The sequence below is a fragment of the Desulfovibrio sp. genome (assembly GCF_014803725.1).
Classification (GTDB): Bacteria; Desulfobacterota; Desulfovibrionia; order Desulfovibrionales; family Desulfovibrionaceae; genus Desulfovibrio.
The window spans coordinates 49,732-65,530 of record NZ_JAAVBE010000005.1 but is presented as its reverse complement, the minus strand read 5'-3'; the positions used below and the strand labels follow the sequence as shown (position 1 = coordinate 65,530).

Below are 15,799 nucleotides of genomic sequence, written 5' to 3'. Positions count from 1 at the left end.
GGAACCGGGCCGGCCTAGAGAACCTGGCGGGTCATCCAGCCGGCCTCCTGGGCGGCGTTTTCCGCCTTCTGGCCGCCGAGCACGCAGATCTCGCCGGCTTCGGCCGCGGCTTCCAAGGTGTCTGCGAAGCGCACGAAATCCTCGGCCGTGGTGGCCAGCATCTCCTCGCGGGTGCGCTGGCGCAGCTCCTCGGTGTTGCCGGCGAGCCAGGTGCCGAGCGCCCGGGCGCCGCGCGCGTCGGGCAAAAGGTAGGTGTCGAGGTCGCCCACGGCGCCCACGATGGCCTGGGTGAGGCGCCCGGCGTCCGGGGCTGCGGCGCGCAAAAAGTCCGCCAGGCCGTCATAGGCCGCGAGGGTGCGCTCCACATTGGGGTCGCGGTAGGAGGCGCAGACGAGGGTGCCGCCCACGCGGTCGAGATTGCAGAAAACGCCGTAGGCGCCGCCGCGCACGCGCACCTCGTCCCACAGGCGCCCCATGCGCAGGTAACGCAGGATGACGCTCGCCGAGCCGTGCCACTGGTAGCCGAGGTCGTAGAGGTTGGCGGCCTTGCCCACATAGTTGACCTGCGCCGGCGTCAGCAGGGCCTCGGCCTGGGGCAGGCCCGTCATGGGCGCAAGATGGCGGATGTCCATGAGGTCGGGGTCGTCCGCGCTTTCCGCCGGCGCCCCGGGGAGGCGCGCGAGCAAGGGCGCGGCGTAGCGCTCGGCAAGGGCGAGGCCCTGGGCCTCGGCCGTGCAGTCGAAGATGACGCCCGCCCCGGTGACGATGCGCCGCCGCAGTTCCTCAAGGTCGGCGAGCACGCTTTCCGGCGCCTCCTCGAGGCGCCTGAGCAGCGCGCGCACGGATTCGAGATAGGTGAGGCCGGCGAGCTGCTCGGAAAGCGCGCCCTCGCCGGTGTAGCGGGCGCGCAGCCGCGCCCCCACCGTGGCGTGCCCCGCCGCCTGGATGCCGTATTCGAGCCGCGCCTTTTCCTCGAGCAGCATCTGCCCCAGGCGCTCGCGCAGCATGGCCGGGTCGCGCGCGGGCTCGAGCAGGACTTCCTCCATGATGGCGAAGAGATCCGGGATCTTGTCGTACACGGCCTTGCCGGAGAGCGCCACATGGCAGAAAGTCTCGCGGCTCCCGAGCCGGAGGCCCGTGAGCGGCGTGGCGCCCACACCGCCGGTCTTGGCGGCCATGTGCGCGCCCAGCGCGGCCATGTCGCGCCGGGCCGTGCCTGTCTCGGTGAGGGAGCGGCAGAAGAGCGGCAGGAGCGGCAAAAGCCGGTCGGGGAGCCGCGTCACCGGCAAGAGCAGGCTCGCGTAGGCGATGCCCGCGGTGGGGAGATCGTGGGCGAGGGCCGTCTGTGGGATGCTCCGCTCCGCAAGCGGGAGGGGCATGTTGCGGGGGGGCAGGTCGGCAAGGCCAAGGGCCGGGATGGTGGCCAGGGCCTCGGGGCAGTCCGGCGCGGCCTGGGCTTGCTCAAGGTGGCGCGTCTCCTCCTCCAGGCGCTCGCGGGCCTCGGGCGAGGATGCGGCGCGCAGGGCCTCGAGGCGGGCGGCTTCGGCCGCCAGGCGCTCCTCGCCGAGGCTGGTGTCCGGCAGCAGCACCACATGCGCGCGGTGCGGATTGTCGAGGAAATTGCGGCGCAGGGCCTCCTCGAAGACCGGCTCGCCGGCGGCGATGCGGGCCTTGATGGCCTCGAGCGGCGCCTCCCAGGCGAGCGGCGCCAGCGGGTCGCCGTCATAGAGCCAGGTGGAGAGGGACTGGATCATGGCGGCAAGCCCGCGCGGGAAGCGGCCGGAATTGTTCTCGCGGTAGGCGAATTCCACGCTGTTCACCGCGGCCTCCACGGCCTCGGCCGGGATGCCGTTTTCCGCCAGGCCGCGCAGGGTGTCCATGATCAGGGCCTCGGCGCGGGGCACGTCCTCCGGCGCCACGCCCTTGAGGCCCGTGGAATAGTACATCTGGCGCAGGTCGGTCTCGAGGCCGCAGCCCGTGGTGTCCTCCCCGAGGCCGGAGCTGATGAGCGCGAGCCTAAGCGGCGAGCCGGGCAGGCCCTCGAGGATATGCTCCAGCATCTCCATGAGCAGGGCCTCAGTGACGTCGCCGCGCTCGCCCAAAAGCCAGTTGATGGTGAAGAGCGCGCGCGTCTCGCCCGGACCGGCCGCATAGGGCACCTCCACCCGGCGCGGCGCGGGAAGGCGCTTTTGCAGGGGCACGGCCTCGTCCGCCGGCTCGGGGCGACGGCTCGCAAGGCGCTGAAGCTCCGCGTCGATGCGCGCAAGGCGCGCGTCCTCGGGGTCGTCGCCCCAGAAAAAGAAGCGCGCGTTGCCCGGCTGGTAGTGGCGGCGGTGGAATTCCTTGAAAGCCGTATACGCGAGGTCGGGGATGCGCTCCGGGTCGCCGCCGGAGTCGAGGCTGTAGAGGGTGTCGGGAAAGACCGCCTGCTGGCTCTTTTCGGCGAGCACGGAATCGGGCGACGAATAGGCGCCCTTCATCTCGTTGTAGACCACGCCCTTGTACGTCCAGGGGGCGTCGCCCGGGGCGGCCTCCACATGCCAGCCCTCCTGCCGGAAGATGTCCTCGCTGATGCGCGGATGGAACACCGCGTCGAGGTAAACGTCGATGAGGTTGTAAAAATCCTGCAAGTTGGCGCTGGCCACCGGGTAGCAGGTCTTGTCCGGGAAGGTGAAGGCGTTGAGGAAGGTCTGGAGCGAGCCCTTGAGCAGCTCCACGAAGGGCTCCTTCACCGGGTAGCGCTCCGAGCCGCAGAGCACGGAATGCTCGAGGATGTGGGCCACGCCCGTGGAATCCGCGGGCGGCGTGCGGAAGCTGACCCCGAAGCACTTGTTCTCGTCCGCATTGACGATGGAGAGCAGTTCGGCCCCCGTGGCGTCGTGCCGCCAGAGCCGCGCCGTACCCCCCACCTCGGGGAGCTCCCTTTCCTCCGCCAGACTGAAACCGTGCCGCTCCATGGGCCGTCCTCCCGCTTGCATGCGCCGCCGGAACGCTCCGGCGCCAAGGGCAGACTATAGGCATCGGGCGCCCTTTTGCAAGTGCGGCCGGCATGGTGCGCCGCCCCGGGGCCGGCGGCTTGTCAGGGGGGCGGCCCTCCCCTATACTTCCGGTGCCGTCGGCTCCGCCCACGGCGCCCCATCCTCCAGACAGGACGTGCAACATGGCGGGCAACACTTTCGGGCGCGTGCTGCGCCTGACCACCTTCGGCGAATCCCACGGCCCGGGCCTCGGCGGCGTGCTCGACGGCTGCCCGGCCGGGCTTCCTCTCAGCGAGGCCGACCTCCAGGCCGAGCTCGACCTCAGGCGCCCCGGGCAGGGGCCGGCCTCCACCAAGAGGAAGGAGCCGGACACCGTGCATCTGCTCTCCGGCGTGTTCGAGGGGCAGACCACGGGCACGCCCATCGCCTTCTATATCGCCAACGAGGACCAGCGCTCGCGCGATTATGGCAAGCTCGCCGAGCTTTTCCGGCCCGGCCATGCGGACTGGAGCTATCACCAGAAATTCGGCGGCATCCGCGACTATCGGGGCGGGGGCCGCTCCTCGGCGCGCGAGACCGCGGCGCGCGTGGCCGGCGGCGCCATCGCCCGCAAGCTGCTGTCCGTGGCCTGCGGCACGGTCATCCGCGCGGCCTGCGTGGAGCTGGGCGGCATCGCCGTGCCCGAGGCCGAGATCGACATGAAGGACGCGGTGGCGAGGCCCTATTTCGCGGCCTCCGAGGCGGCGCCCGCGCTCTGGGACGCGGCCGTGGCCGAGGCGCGTGCCGCCGGCGACACCCTGGGCGGCATCGTGCGCATCGTGGCCGAGCAGGTGCCCGCCGGCCTCGGCGAGCCGGTCTTCGACAGGCTGGACGCCACGCTCGCCCATGCGCTCATGAGCGTGGGCGCGGTCAAGGGCGTGGAGGTGGGCGACGGCTTCGCCGCGGCACGCAGCCGGGGCTCGGCCAACAATGACGCCCTCTTCCCGGCTGAGGGGGCGGACGGCTGCGGGCACGCGCCCCGCGCCCGCTTCGGCAGCAACCACGCGGGCGGCATCCTGGGCGGCATTTCCAGCGGGCAGGACATCATCCTTCAGGCTGCCGTTAAGCCCATCGCCTCCATTGCGCAGGAACAGGCCACCGTGGACAGGCAGGGCCGGCCCACCAGCGTCACCGTGGGCGGCCGCCACGACCTCGCCGCCATCCCGCGCATCGTGCCCGTGCTCGCGGCCATGACCGCCCTCGCCCTTGCGGACGCGTACCTGCTCCAGCGGCGCATGGCGGCCGGGGAGCGGCTGTGAGGCGGCGCCCCACCCCGGAGCGCGCCTGATGGCTCCCGGCCAGGACCTCCCCCTACTGCGCGACGCCGACGCCGTGGAGCTTTCCGGCACGGTGGAGCGCATCGTCTTCCATAATGAAGACAACGGTTTCACGGTGCTCAGGCTCATGCCGGACGCGGATGCGGGGGGGGATGCCGGAGCCTCCCGCCGCCCCGTGCCCCGCAGCCAGCGCGAGCCCGTGGCCTGCGTGGGCCACATGACCCTGCCCAAGGCCGGGAGCCGCCTGCGTGTGCGCGGCCGCTGGATCACCAATCCGCGCTTCGGGCGCCAGGTGGAATTCACCGACGTGGAGGAATTGTTGCCGGCCACGGCCGAGGGCATCCGCCTCTACCTGTCCTCCGGGCTCATCAAGGGCGTGGGCGAGGAGATGGCCGGGCGCATCGTGGACAAATTCGGCACCGAGGCCCTCCGCGTGCTCGACGAGGAGCCGCAGCGCCTGCTCGGCGTGCGCGGCCTCGGCCCCAAGACGCTGGAGCGCATCCGCGAATCCTGGGCGCGGCATCGCGGCGTGCGCGACCTCTTGCTCTTCCTCCAGCCGCACGGCATCACGCCGGCCATGGGCATCCGCATCCACCGCGCCTACGGGGAGCACGCGCTCGAGATCGTGCGCGAAAATCCTTACCGCCTCGCCATGGATATCCACGGCGTGGGCTTCCTCACGGCCGACGCCATCGCCGCCAAGCTCGGCTTCGCGCCGGACAGCCCCCTGCGCGTGCAGGCGGCCTGCCTCTACAGCCTGCAAAAGGCCGCGGAGGAAGGCCACGTCTATTTGCCCGAGGCGCGCCTCGCCGAGGAGGTGGCGAACCAGGTGGGGGCCCCGCCAGAGGCCGTGCTGGACGCGCTGGAGGCGCTGGAGCGGGACGAGCGCCTGGTGCGCGAGGATTTTTCGCAGGAGGAGGGCGCGCCTGGCGAGGTGGCCGACGCCGCGGAAGCGGGCCCGGGCGAAAATGTGGGCGTCTATCTCGGCCGCTACCACCATTGCGAGGCCAAAACCGCCTACTATCTCCAGCGGCTGCTCCATTCGCCCAAGGCCGTACGCCTGCCCGAGCCCGAGGCGCTGGCCGCCCGCGTGGCCGCGGAACTCCCCATCGAGCTCGCGCCCGAGCAGCTCGCCGCCGTCACCGCCGCGGCCAGGAGCAAGGTGCTCGTCATCACCGGCGGCCCGGGCACGGGCAAGACCACCATCATCAACGCCATCATCAGGCTCTTCGAGACCGCGCGGGCGCGCATCCTCCTGGCCGCGCCCACGGGCCGCGCGGCCAAGCGCATGGCCGAGACCTCGGGGCGGGAGGCCAGGACCATCCACCGCCTGCTCGAATACAGCCCGCGCGAGGACGGCTTCGCCCGCAACGAGGACAATCCCCTCGCCTGCGGCCTGCTCGTGGTGGACGAGGCCTCCATGATGGACTGCCTGCTCTTCTACCACCTGCTCAAGGCCGTGCCCTTGGGCGCCACGCTCGTGCTGGTGGGGGACGTGCATCAGCTCCCCTCCGTGGGGCCGGGCAATGTGCTCGGCGATGTCATCGCCTCGCGGGCCGCGCCCGTGGCCGAGCTCACCGAGATCTTCCGCCAGTCGGCCGAGAGTGAGATCATCCTCAACGCGCACAGCATCAACCGCGGCGAGGTGCCCCTCTTGGAGTCGAGCCGGGAGCGGCTGTCGGATTTCTACTTCATCCGCCAGGACGACCCGGAGCGCGCCGCCAGCCTCATGGTGGAGCTGGTGACGCGCCACATCCCGCGCCGCTTCGGGCTCGACCCGGTGGACGACGTGCAGGTGCTGACGCCCATGCACAAGGGCGCCGTGGGCGCCGGCCGCATGAACGCCCTCCTGCAGGAGGCGCTCAACCCCAACGGCCTCGAGGTACGCCGCGGCGACCGCGCCTTCCGCCTCCAGGACAAGGTGATGCAGGTGCGGAACAATTACGAAAAGGATGTGTTCAACGGCGACATGGGCCGCATCACCCATATGGACCCGCGCGAGCGCACCCTGAGCGTCACCTTTGACGGCCGCGTGGTGCCCTATGACTTCGACGAACTGGACGAGCTTGCGCCCGCCTACGCCATTTCCATCCACAAGTCGCAGGGCTCGGAATACCCGGCCGTGGTCATCCCGCTCATGATGCAGCACTATGTGCTCTTGCAGCGCAACCTTGTCTATACGGGCGTGACGCGCGGCAAAAAGCTCGTCATCCTCGTGGGCGAGCCGCGCGCCCTGCACATGGCCGTCAAGAACAACAAGACGCACCGGCGCTTCACCCGCCTCGCCCAGCGCCTCGCCGGGGCCGACCGCCCCGCGCATTGACACGGCCGCGGACGCCGCATAGGCTGCGACATTCCCGAAAGCGCCGCCACGCCGCAGCACGGCGGCACTCCGCACGATCCGGGCAGTTAGCTCAGCTGGCAGAGCATCGCCCTTACAAGGCGAGGGTCACAGGTTCAAATCCTGTACTGCCCACCATGATTGGAAACAGCAGGACCCCACGGGGCGAGCCCATGTGGGGTCCTGGCTTTCTGCTGTTTCATCGGGCGGGTGCGCGCGGCAATGCGCCTTGCATGAGGAAACACGATGCTTGACTTTATCCGCGAGTCGCCGGCGCTGGCCGGCCTCGGCGCCGGCCTCGTCACGTGGCTGTTCACCAGCCTTGGGGCCGGGGCTGTTTTCCTGAAGCAGGAATTTTCGCGCAAAACGCTGGACGTGCTGCTCGGCTTTGCGGGCGGCGTGATGCTGGCGGCAAGCGTGTGGTCGCTGCTCATTCCGGCGCTGGATCTGGCGCGGCCCGCCTGGGGCGGCTGGAAGTTCATGCCGGCGGCCGGCGGCTTTTTGCTGGGCGCGCTCACCTTGCGGCTGCTGGATTATGCCACGCCGCACTTCCACCTGATGCTCGCCAGGCCGGACGGCCCCAAGTGCGAGCTGCCGCGCAGTTTCCTGCTCGTGCTCGCCATCACGCTGCACAACATCCCCGAGGCGCTGGCCGTGGGCGTGGCCTTTGGCGCGGCCGCCCTTGACCCGTCCCTGGGCATAGCCGGGGCGCTCACCCTCATGTTCGGCATCGGCATGCAGAACATTCCCGAGGGCATGGCCGTTTCGCTGCCGCTCTTGCGCGAGGGCATGGAGCGCCGCAAGGCCTTCTTCATCGGCCAGCTCTCCGGCGCAGTGGAACCCGTGGCGGCTGTGCTCGGGGCGGCGCTCACCGCCATCGCCCTCCCCGTGCTGCCTTGGGCGCTGGGCTTCGCCGCCGGGGCCATGATCTTCGTGACCGTGGAGGAGGTCATCCCCGAGGCCCACGCCTCGGGCAACGGCGACGCCGCCACCTTGGGGCTCATCCTGGGCTTTGTGGCCATGATGTGCTTGGACGTGATGTTCGGCTAGGGACGCCCCGCGTCACTTTGCCGGCTGGCGCTGCTCTTCGAGCAAATAGCCGTAGCCCTCTTTCTCCATGTCCTTCAGGGGGATGAAGCGCAGGGCCGCGTCGTTGATGCAGTAGCGCAGGCCCGTGGGGCCGTCGGGGAAGATGTGCCCGAGGTGCGAATCCCCCTGGCCGGAGCGCGCCTCGATGCGCCGCATGCCGTGGCTCTCGTCGAGGCGCCCGGTGATGTGGCCCTTGCCGATGGGCCGCGTGAAGCTGGCCCAGCCCGTGCCGGAATCAAACTTGGCGGAAGAGGCGAAAAGCGGCTCGCCCGTCACCACATCCACATAGATGCCCGGCTCGTGGCGGTTCCAGTGTTCGCCAGTGAAGGCGGGCTCGGTGACGCCCTCCTGCGTGACCGCGTATTGCATCGGCGTGAGCTTCCGGCGCAAGTCCCCGTCCGCAGGCTTCGGCCACGCGCGCACTTCGGGCGCCACTGGCTGGGGCGGTTTTTTGCTGAGGTCGATGTGGCAGTAGCCGCCGGGATTCTTTTTCAGGTAGTCCTGGTGATAGTCCTCCGCGGGATAAAAATTCCGCAGCGGCATGAGCTCCACGGCCAGCGGCGCTCCGGCGAGGCCCTGCATGAAGGAAAGGAGCTTTTTGAGCTGCGCCCCCTCCTCCTCGCTGTCATAATAGATGCCCGTCCTGTACTGGGTGCCCACGTCATTGCCCTGGCGATTGACGGAAAAGGGATCAATGATGCTGAAGAGGCAGTCCACCAGAGAGTCGAGCGAGATCTTCTCCGGGTCATAGACAACTTCCACCGCTTCCACGGCGCCGGTTGCCCCGCTGCACACGGTCTTGTAGTCCGGATCAGCGACACTGGAATTGGCGTAGCCCGTCTTCGTGGCGACCACGCCGGGCAGCCGCGAAAAATACTCCTGCACACCCCAGAAACAGCCGCCGCCGAACCATACTTTCTTGTCCATGCAAGCCCCCGTGCCTGTTCCGGCCAGAAAAAAGAAGAGCGCGCCCAGCGCGCACGCCAGCCAGTGCTTCACCATCATGCCGCCAGCCTTTCAGGTGCGGGAAAGATCCCGGGAAGAGGCGGGCCGGGCTGCCCCGGCCCGCGCGTTCCGTTCAGTTCTTCTTTTCCGGGAAGACGACAACGAGCAGCATCTTGAAGTCGTCGAGCGCGCTCACCGCATGCGGGTGCCCGGCGGGCATGACGATGCACTGGCCCTGCTCGAGCACGAAGGTGGCGTCGTCGATGGTGACCTGGCCCCGGCCTTCCAGCGCGGTCACAAAGGCGTCGCCCGTGGACTTGTGGGCGCTGATGCCCTCGCCCTTGGCCATGGCGAAGAGCGTGACGCCCACGGCCGGGTTCTGCACGAGGGTCTTGCTCGTCACCTGGCCCTGGGCGTAGTCCACCTGCCCGGCGAGGTCCACGGGCTTGGCGTAAGCGATATTTTTCAGGTGCTTCACCGTGCCCTGGGGCAGCAAAAGCTCCTGCTCCGGCTCCTGCTGGAGCAGGATGGGCGTGGGCGGCACGGTCTGGGCTGGGTCATTTTTCACTGCCGCGGGGATGCCGTCTTTCTCGCTCATGGTCTCGATCCTCCTTTGCTGTGTGACTTTGGCGCCCGGCCTCATGCCGGCTCGCGCCCTAAAATTCATAGCGCACGACGCCGAACACCCCCTGGTTGGCGGTGTGTTCGCCGAACTGCCCGATATAGTTGAGCCCGGCGGAGAAATCCCCGGCGCGCAACTCCACGCCGGCCCGCCCGCCCCAGGTGATGTTGTCCATGACCTGACTGTCGAATTCCTGGTCCTTGTGCGAGCCCGTGTAGCGCACCGAAGTCTTGGCATAGGTGTCGCCCAGGGCCGGGATGGCCTTGAGGTTGACGAGCGGCGTGATTTCCCAGCCGTTCTCCAGTCTGAAGGGCTTGGTGAGGACAAGGCCGAAGGGCAGCGTCCAGACATTCTGGTGGGTGCGGTTGCCGTGCAGCGCGTCCTCGCCGTGGAGAGTGGCGTCAAAGGGCTCGGACACCATGTGCAGGTACCGCACCCCAAGGTGCGGCCTCAGGTTCACATATTTGGTGTCGATCTCATACTCCGCGCGCAGGCTCATGCCGAGCGACCAGGCAGGGATGTCGGCCTTGAGCTCGGCGCCGTCCACCTCCGCGGGCAGGTCTTGCNNGACCTTGTTGTANACCGAGGTGTAGTCGACCTCGGCGTCGAGGCTGAAGGCNCCGGGCTTCCACACGCCATAGGCCCCCACGCCCCAGAAGGTGGCGCTGTTCTGCGTGGTGGCCATGTCGCCCGTGCTTTTCACATAGCCGGCGCCCATGTTGAGGCTCAGGCCGGCGCGCAGGGTATTGCCCCANGTNTAGTCGCCGCCGATGGCGAGGCCGCCGATGCCCCCGCGGAAGCCGTAGCTCGCCGTGCCGCCGTCGAGCCCGAAATGGTCGATGGATTCATAGAGCGGNAGCGCCCAGAGCGCGAAGCTGTGCCGGTAGAGATCCTCCTGCCCCAGCTTGATGCGCGAATAGATGGCCGATTCCATGGATTCNCTCGCGGCCTGCGAAAGCCNGGGCACGCCGCTNGCCACNCCGATGCTNTTNGTGTGGGGCGCCTTTTCCGTCACCGAGAACTGCCCTTCCATGCCGTTGCCGAGGCGNGTGAGNTCAAGCAGCGGATTGCTGGAGATGAGGTTGGCCCCGCTCCAGGCCGTGGCGTCGGCATAGTTGGTGGTGATGTTGCGCCCNAGAGCCACATAGGTGTGCCCGGGGGTGACGTGGTCGATGTAGATNTTNGCGCCGGANGCCACGGNCGCNTCCGTGGGNGNGGCGGCGCTNAGGGCGCCGGGCACCNCNNCGGGGAGNGCACGCAGTGGGNACNGNNGGNTTGGNNTAGTTGACGCCGCTCTTGGCTGCCGTCGATGACNAGCAGCGAATTGCCGGAAAAGTTCACNGGCCNCGCGGCAGCACGCGCCGGGCCCGCGGCAGCGCGGCCCAGGGCCCGGGACGCCCCNACGGACGCCGCGTGATCCACATCCAGAGACGAACCCAGCACCACGGGCGAGAANACCCCGAGCACGGCGCTCGNNGGCGCCATGCCGGCTTTGGCCGTGATGGTCTTCAGGGNGCNCGTATCGTTCGTGCCCAGNGCGAGCCGGCCGTTATGCCCTACGGTAATGGCGCCATCCGTGAGNTTGCCGGAGCCGGCTTCGGTCACGAAGTTCCNCACCGCGCCCCAGGCTTCGCCGGCGCCCGCGCCCACGAGCAGGTCATGCCCGTTGAGCCGCAGNGAGCCGATGCCGGCGTCGGTGCTCGCGGCCGTATCCGACGCGGCGCCGATCTGCATATTCCCGGAGCGCACCGCCACGGAGTTGATGGCCGCATNGATGCCGTTGTGCAGGGTGAGGGAGGCGGCGCCGAGCGNNTCGCCNCNGAGGCTGCCNCCGCTTATGCGGGCTGTGCCGGCCACGCCCATGNTGGTGAAGCNGCTNGCGCCGTTGTTGTTCACGTCNANCNTNCCNCCCACCCAGGCGGCCTCGCNGTGGGAGACGAGGGAGCCGTCGGCGGCATATTCCGCATTGCCCACCGCNTNCNTGCCNGTGATGCTGAAGGAGCCGTTGTGCAGGGTGAAGTCGCCCGTGCTNCCGCCGTCGATGTCGCTCTTGACCNCCATCAGGCGCCCNGNCTCNATNCGCGANGGNGTNGANACGCCGGCGATGTCCGCCACCTCGCCCGCNGCGATGAGGCTCGCCCTGATATTGGTGCCGGTGAGGGTCTTGGACGGGGTGACNCTGACACTGAAGGGGTCGTTCACGCNGATCTGGGANGCCGAGGTGCGGTCCACGCCGGCCACGATGAGGCCCCCGGCGCGGATGGTGTCGGCCGTGATGTTGCGCACGCCGATGCTGCCCCCGGCCTCGATGGTCAGGTGGCCGTTCCCCTGCAGGATATTATAGGTGTGAATATCAGGATTGGCGNCGGGATTGTAGGTGCCGATNTCGCCGCCGGCGCGGATGGTGCCCGAGGCCTCCTGGATGCCGCTNTCCCCGCGGTGGTCGGGATCCAGAAAATAGATGTTCCCGNNGGAGGTCAGCAGCGACCCGGCCTGCATGCGGTTGGCCGTGCTGCCGAGGATCCCGTTGATGTGGATATCCAGGTTTGCGGACACCTTGCCGCCGTTCTGGATGTCGAGATCCCAGAGGGTGAGCCTTTCCTGGGAAAAAACCTCCATCCCNCTGGCGACGCGCACCGTCTCCACCAGANTCTGCCCCGNACTNTGGGCGATGCGGATATTGCCGTTCTGCGCGTATATTTCATTGAAAGCCGCGTTGCTTGCCCCTANGCTGCCATTGATGACAAGGTTCGCGCCGTTGGTGANGACGCGCGAAGCGCTGCCGGCTATACTCCCGAGGNTGCCGGCGATGGTCACAGTGGGGCGATTGGATGTGGCTCCGGCCCCGACGAAGACGGTGCTCTGGCCGNTGCCGCCAAGCGCAAGATTACCGGAAAGGGTGCCTTTCTGNAGCACCAGTGTGGCGTTGCCGNNGTCCGACGAAACAATGAAGCGGGTCACGGCTCTGNTCAGCAGGNTGNCGCCATTATTGCCGGTGAGGGTGAGCGTGCCGTTACTGTAGGTAAAGGTGTTTCTCGTAGGCTGGATCTGCGCATAGGTATTGTCGCCGCTGAGCGATGCGCCGCTGTAGGTGCCGTTGGGTTCATTGGCCGCATGGGCCGGCGCCGCGCCTAAAGTGGACGCGAGCGAAAAGGCGCAAAAGGCAAGGCCAAACANCTTAANCACGGAACGGGCATGCGCGGCAGCAGTCATGGGGCACCTCTGCGTGGGCATTGAGACGTTATGATGGGGCGCCGGAGCCGCATGTCCGCGCCCGGTGCTGGTTCCCGGCGCGGACACGATCCGGCGAAGGTGACGAAAAGGGCTTACGCTCTCGCGCAAGCCCTTGAAAAGTGGTGGAGCTGAGGAGAATTGAACTCCTGACCTCTTGAATGCCATTCAAGCGCTCTCCCAACTGAGCTACAGCCCCANGGCNTGAANAAGATAGCCGGNGCNNCNNGNGCTGTCAAATANTTTTTCCANTTTTNTGCGNNCTGCAGGGNNGNNGNCAAGCCCCGCGCCTGAANCANCNCNTGCTGCGGCNGNCGCACTGNGCTCNAGTCNGNCNNGCNTCTNGCGNGNGCTCACGCGCTTTTCAAAGCCCNTGCCCGTCCANTGGTAGGANACCTCGTTGGCNAGCGGCACNTCCACCTTGCCCTTGCTGCTCCAGAANACCGGNTCNGCCTTGAGNCCGCCGAGNCCNAGGCANATGAGCACCGTGGGCATNACNTTNNCGGGCAGNTTCTGGCCCTTGCCGAGAAATTCGCGCGCGTCCGGCTCCGGCGGGGTGTCGATGGGCACGATGCGGCCCGAGGTGTCCTGCCGCCAAAGCTCCACCGTGCAGATGGGCTCGCCCAGCGTGCCCACGGCCACGTCGGTGGAGCCGTCGGCGGTGTTGCGGAAGAGCCTGAGCCCCACCGCCCGGTCACGCAGGGGCAGGCTCGCAAAAACGAGCACATCCGGGGTCTCGCCGCTGATCTCCCAGAATTGCGTGCGCCCCTCGGTGAGCAGTTGCTGCTTGTCGGCTTCGGACAGGCCCTCGGCCGTGGTCTCAAAGATGCTGGTGGGGAGGCTGGTGAACAGGCCCCGGGCCGTGGCGCCATCGTCTTCCGCACGGGCATAGCCGGCCGCGAGGGGCACGAGCAGCGTGAGCGCGGCCATGAGGCGCAGGGGGGCCAACAACACTGGGAGACGCATGCGATCCTCCACCCCGCGCGGCCTTTTGCCAAGGCGCCGCGGGCATTGGGAGTCACGGGGAAGTTGAAAGTTGTATGCCGTCCCCGGGCGGCTTCCCATGCGGGGGGGCGCCCCAGCAAAAGGGGCGCGCCCTTGCGGACGCGCCCCCTGCTTCTGCGCCCTTGCCACTGGCTAGGCGTTCTTCATCTCCTGGATGAGGTCGGTCAGCTTGTGGGCCTGATTGGCGAGATCGGACACGGCCTGGGTGGCCTCAGCCATGGCCTCGGCGGTCAGGCGGGACATGTCGTTGACCTCGATGATGGAGCGGTTGATCTCCTCGCTGGCCGCAGACTGCTCCTCGCTGGCGGCGGCGATGGCCTGCACCTGGTCGGACGTGGCTTCCACCGTGGCGACGATCTCCTCCAGCGCTGTGCCGGACTGGTTGGCCAGGCTGGTGGCTTCGCTGATGCGCTGCACCGCGTTGTCCACGGCGCCCATGCTCTTGTCCGTGCTCTCCTGGATGGCGCGGATGGCGTTGCTCACGTCAAGGGTGGAGGTCATGGTCTTTTCAGCGAGCTTGCGCACTTCGTCGGCCACCACCGCGAACCCGCGGCCGGCCTCGCCCGCGCGGGCCGCTTCGATGGCCGCGTTGAGGGCGAGCAGATTGGTCTGGTCGGCGATGTCGGAGATGACGCCCATGATGCGGTTGATGTCCTGGGCGCGCTCGTTGAGCTGGGCCATGTCTTCCTTGAGCTGGAGCGACACTTCGTGCACTTCGCCGATGCTCTGCACGACCTGCTGGACCACGTGCTCGCCGGCCTCGGCCTTGGCCTTGGTGTCATTGGAGGCGCCAGAGGCGGAACCGGCATTGCGAGCCACTTCCTGCACGGTGGCGTTCATCTCGTTCATGGCCGTGGCGGCTTCCTGCAGGCGCTGGGCCGATTCGGAGGCGCCGCGATCCGACTGCTCAATCTGGGCGGAGAGCTCGGTGGAGGCGGAGGAGATGATCTCGACCATGCCCTCGAGCTGGTTGGCGGCGGCAAGCATGCCCTCGCGCTTGGCGCTCTCGGCCTTGCGGGCGGCCTCCTCGGCGCGGGCCATGGCGGCCTTGGCCTCTTCGGTGGCCTTCTCGGCCTGGGTGGACTTCTCGTGCGCCTCGGCGATGTTCTTCTTCAGCGCGGCCACCATGGCGCGCAGGGCGTCGGCGAGCTTGCCGGTCTCGTCCGTGGTGTGGACGTCCAGCTCCTTGTCCATGTGGCCGGCGGCCACGTCCTGGGCAAAGACCTGGGTGGTGGAGAGCGGCTTCACGATCATGCGGGTGATGATGACGGCGATGATGATGCCGAGCACGAGCACCACGAGCAGCATGATGGTCACCACGGTGGTGGAGGCCGCGAAGCTGCTGGCCGCGCCCATGACGGTCTCTTCGGTGTTCTTGGTGGTGAGTTCGACCATGTGGGACGCGTCGGCGCTCATGGCCTGGAGCTGGTCGTAACGCAGCTTGGCGCTGGCGGCGAGCTCGCGCATGCGGGCGGCCACTTCGTCGGCGTCGTGGGCGAACTCGTTGTATTCCTTCATGGTCTCGTTGAAGAGCTCGCGGCCTTCCTCGCGCTGGAGGTTGGCGGACATGGCCTGCGCCTGCTTGCTGATGCCGCTGAGGCGCTCCTCGATCTTGGTGAACTGGGCCACATCGCTGTGGCGCTCGGCGTTCATGAGGTCCTTGAGCACGGTGGAAACGCTCGCATAGAGGTCCGCGGCCTGGGCCATGGTGCGCGAATACTGGAGCGCCGCGTTCAGGTTGCCCGCGTTGATGGCGGCCACCTGGTTCTCGCTCATGACCTCGATAAGCTGGTCAATCTTGGCGAGCGCCTCGTCAGCCGAGGTCATCATCTTGCCCATCATTTCCTGGGCCTGCTTGTAGACCACCTGGTTCTTGCGGACGAGGTCTTCGTAAATGACGATGTCCTTTTCCGCCTTGGCGATGGCCTTGCCCGTGTTCTCGAAATAGGTGACAGTGTTGACCTGCTTGATCTGGGCGAGCTCTTCCCGGTAGAGCTTGAGGTGCTCGTAGGCCTGGTTGATCTGGGCCTCGTCGCCGGTCTCGAAATAGGCCCGCGAGCAGTAGGCCGCGTTCAGCAGGTTGTTCTGGAGCTCGCTCCAGTTGATGAGACGGGGCATGCGGTCATGCGCGATGCTCTCCGAAACGTCGGTGCCCTCGTTCATGGCGCGCATGGCCACGAAACCCAGGACGAGCGTCAAAAAGATGATGGCGCAGAAGCCGCCGCCGATTTTCTTGCCAATGCTCATTACCAGCCTCCCATGCCTTCTTTTC

The 15,799-nt window shown here is 68.0% G+C and carries 8 protein-coding genes, 2 tRNA genes and 1 pseudogene; 4 read left to right on the top strand and 7 right to left on the bottom strand.

From position 1 onward, the window contains the following. Nucleotides 1-14 precede the first annotated feature (14 nt). Nucleotides 15-2,957 (bottom strand): insulinase family protein, encoded by a 2,943-nt coding sequence (locus HDR50_RS02075; RefSeq protein ID WP_291355475.1) that lies wholly within the window; start codon nt 2,955-2,957, stop codon nt 15-17. Nucleotides 2,958-3,160: 203 nt separating this feature from the next. Between HDR50_RS02075 and aroC the strand changes: the two genes are divergently transcribed. From aroC to HDR50_RS02055, 4 genes are all read left to right on the top strand, one after another. Further along, a complete protein-coding gene (gene aroC, locus HDR50_RS02070) occupies nt 3,161-4,276 on the top strand; it encodes a chorismate synthase (RefSeq protein ID WP_291355474.1) in 1,116 nt (371 codons plus the stop codon). A 28-nt stretch (nt 4,277-4,304) separates the two neighbouring features. Further along, nucleotides 4,305-6,617: an ATP-dependent RecD-like DNA helicase gene (locus HDR50_RS02065; RefSeq protein ID WP_291355473.1), complete on the top strand. Its 2,313-nt coding sequence runs from the start codon at nt 4,305-4,307 to the stop codon at nt 6,615-6,617. 80 nt (nt 6,618-6,697) lie between these two features. Next, a tRNA-Val gene (locus HDR50_RS02060) sits at nt 6,698-6,773 on the top strand. Nucleotides 6,774-6,881: 108 nt separating this feature from the next. Beyond that, complete coding sequence (locus HDR50_RS02055) at nt 6,882-7,685, top strand: ZIP family metal transporter (RefSeq protein ID WP_291355472.1); 804 nt, start codon at nt 6,882-6,884, stop codon at nt 7,683-7,685. A gap of 12 nt (nt 7,686-7,697) precedes the next feature. On the opposite strand, the gene msrA is transcribed toward HDR50_RS02055, so the two are convergent. The 6 genes and pseudogenes from msrA to HDR50_RS02025 all read right to left on the bottom strand — a co-directional run bounded on the left by msrA (nt 7,698) and on the right by HDR50_RS02025 (nt 15,774). Next, entirely contained in the window at nt 7,698-8,651 is a 954-nt protein-coding gene (msrA, locus tag HDR50_RS02050; protein WP_291355471.1) for a peptide-methionine (S)-S-oxide reductase MsrA, read from the bottom strand. 151 nt (nt 8,652-8,802) lie between these two features. After that, on the bottom strand, nt 8,803-9,267 hold the full coding sequence (locus HDR50_RS02045; RefSeq protein WP_291355470.1) for a cupin domain-containing protein: 465 nt from the start codon (nt 9,265-9,267) through the stop codon (nt 8,803-8,805). 58 nt (nt 9,268-9,325) lie between these two features. Beyond that, nucleotides 9,326-10,225 (bottom strand): autotransporter outer membrane beta-barrel domain-containing protein, encoded by a 900-nt coding sequence (locus HDR50_RS02040; protein ID WP_291355468.1) that lies wholly within the window; start codon nt 10,223-10,225, stop codon nt 9,326-9,328. Nucleotides 10,226-12,645: 2,420 nt separating this feature from the next. After that, a tRNA-Ala gene (locus HDR50_RS02035) sits at nt 12,646-12,721 on the bottom strand. Continuing rightward, nucleotides 12,712-13,488 (bottom strand): annotated as a pseudogene (locus HDR50_RS02030) (hypothetical protein). Before HDR50_RS02030 ends, HDR50_RS02035 begins: the two are co-directional and overlap by 10 nt. Before the next feature lie 171 nt (nt 13,489-13,659). Beyond that, the gene (locus HDR50_RS02025; RefSeq protein ID WP_291355466.1) at nt 13,660-15,774 is read right to left on the bottom strand and encodes a methyl-accepting chemotaxis protein; all 2,115 of its coding nucleotides are present in this window, start codon (nt 15,772-15,774) and stop codon (nt 13,660-13,662) included. Nucleotides 15,775-15,799: the final 25 nt, after the last annotated feature.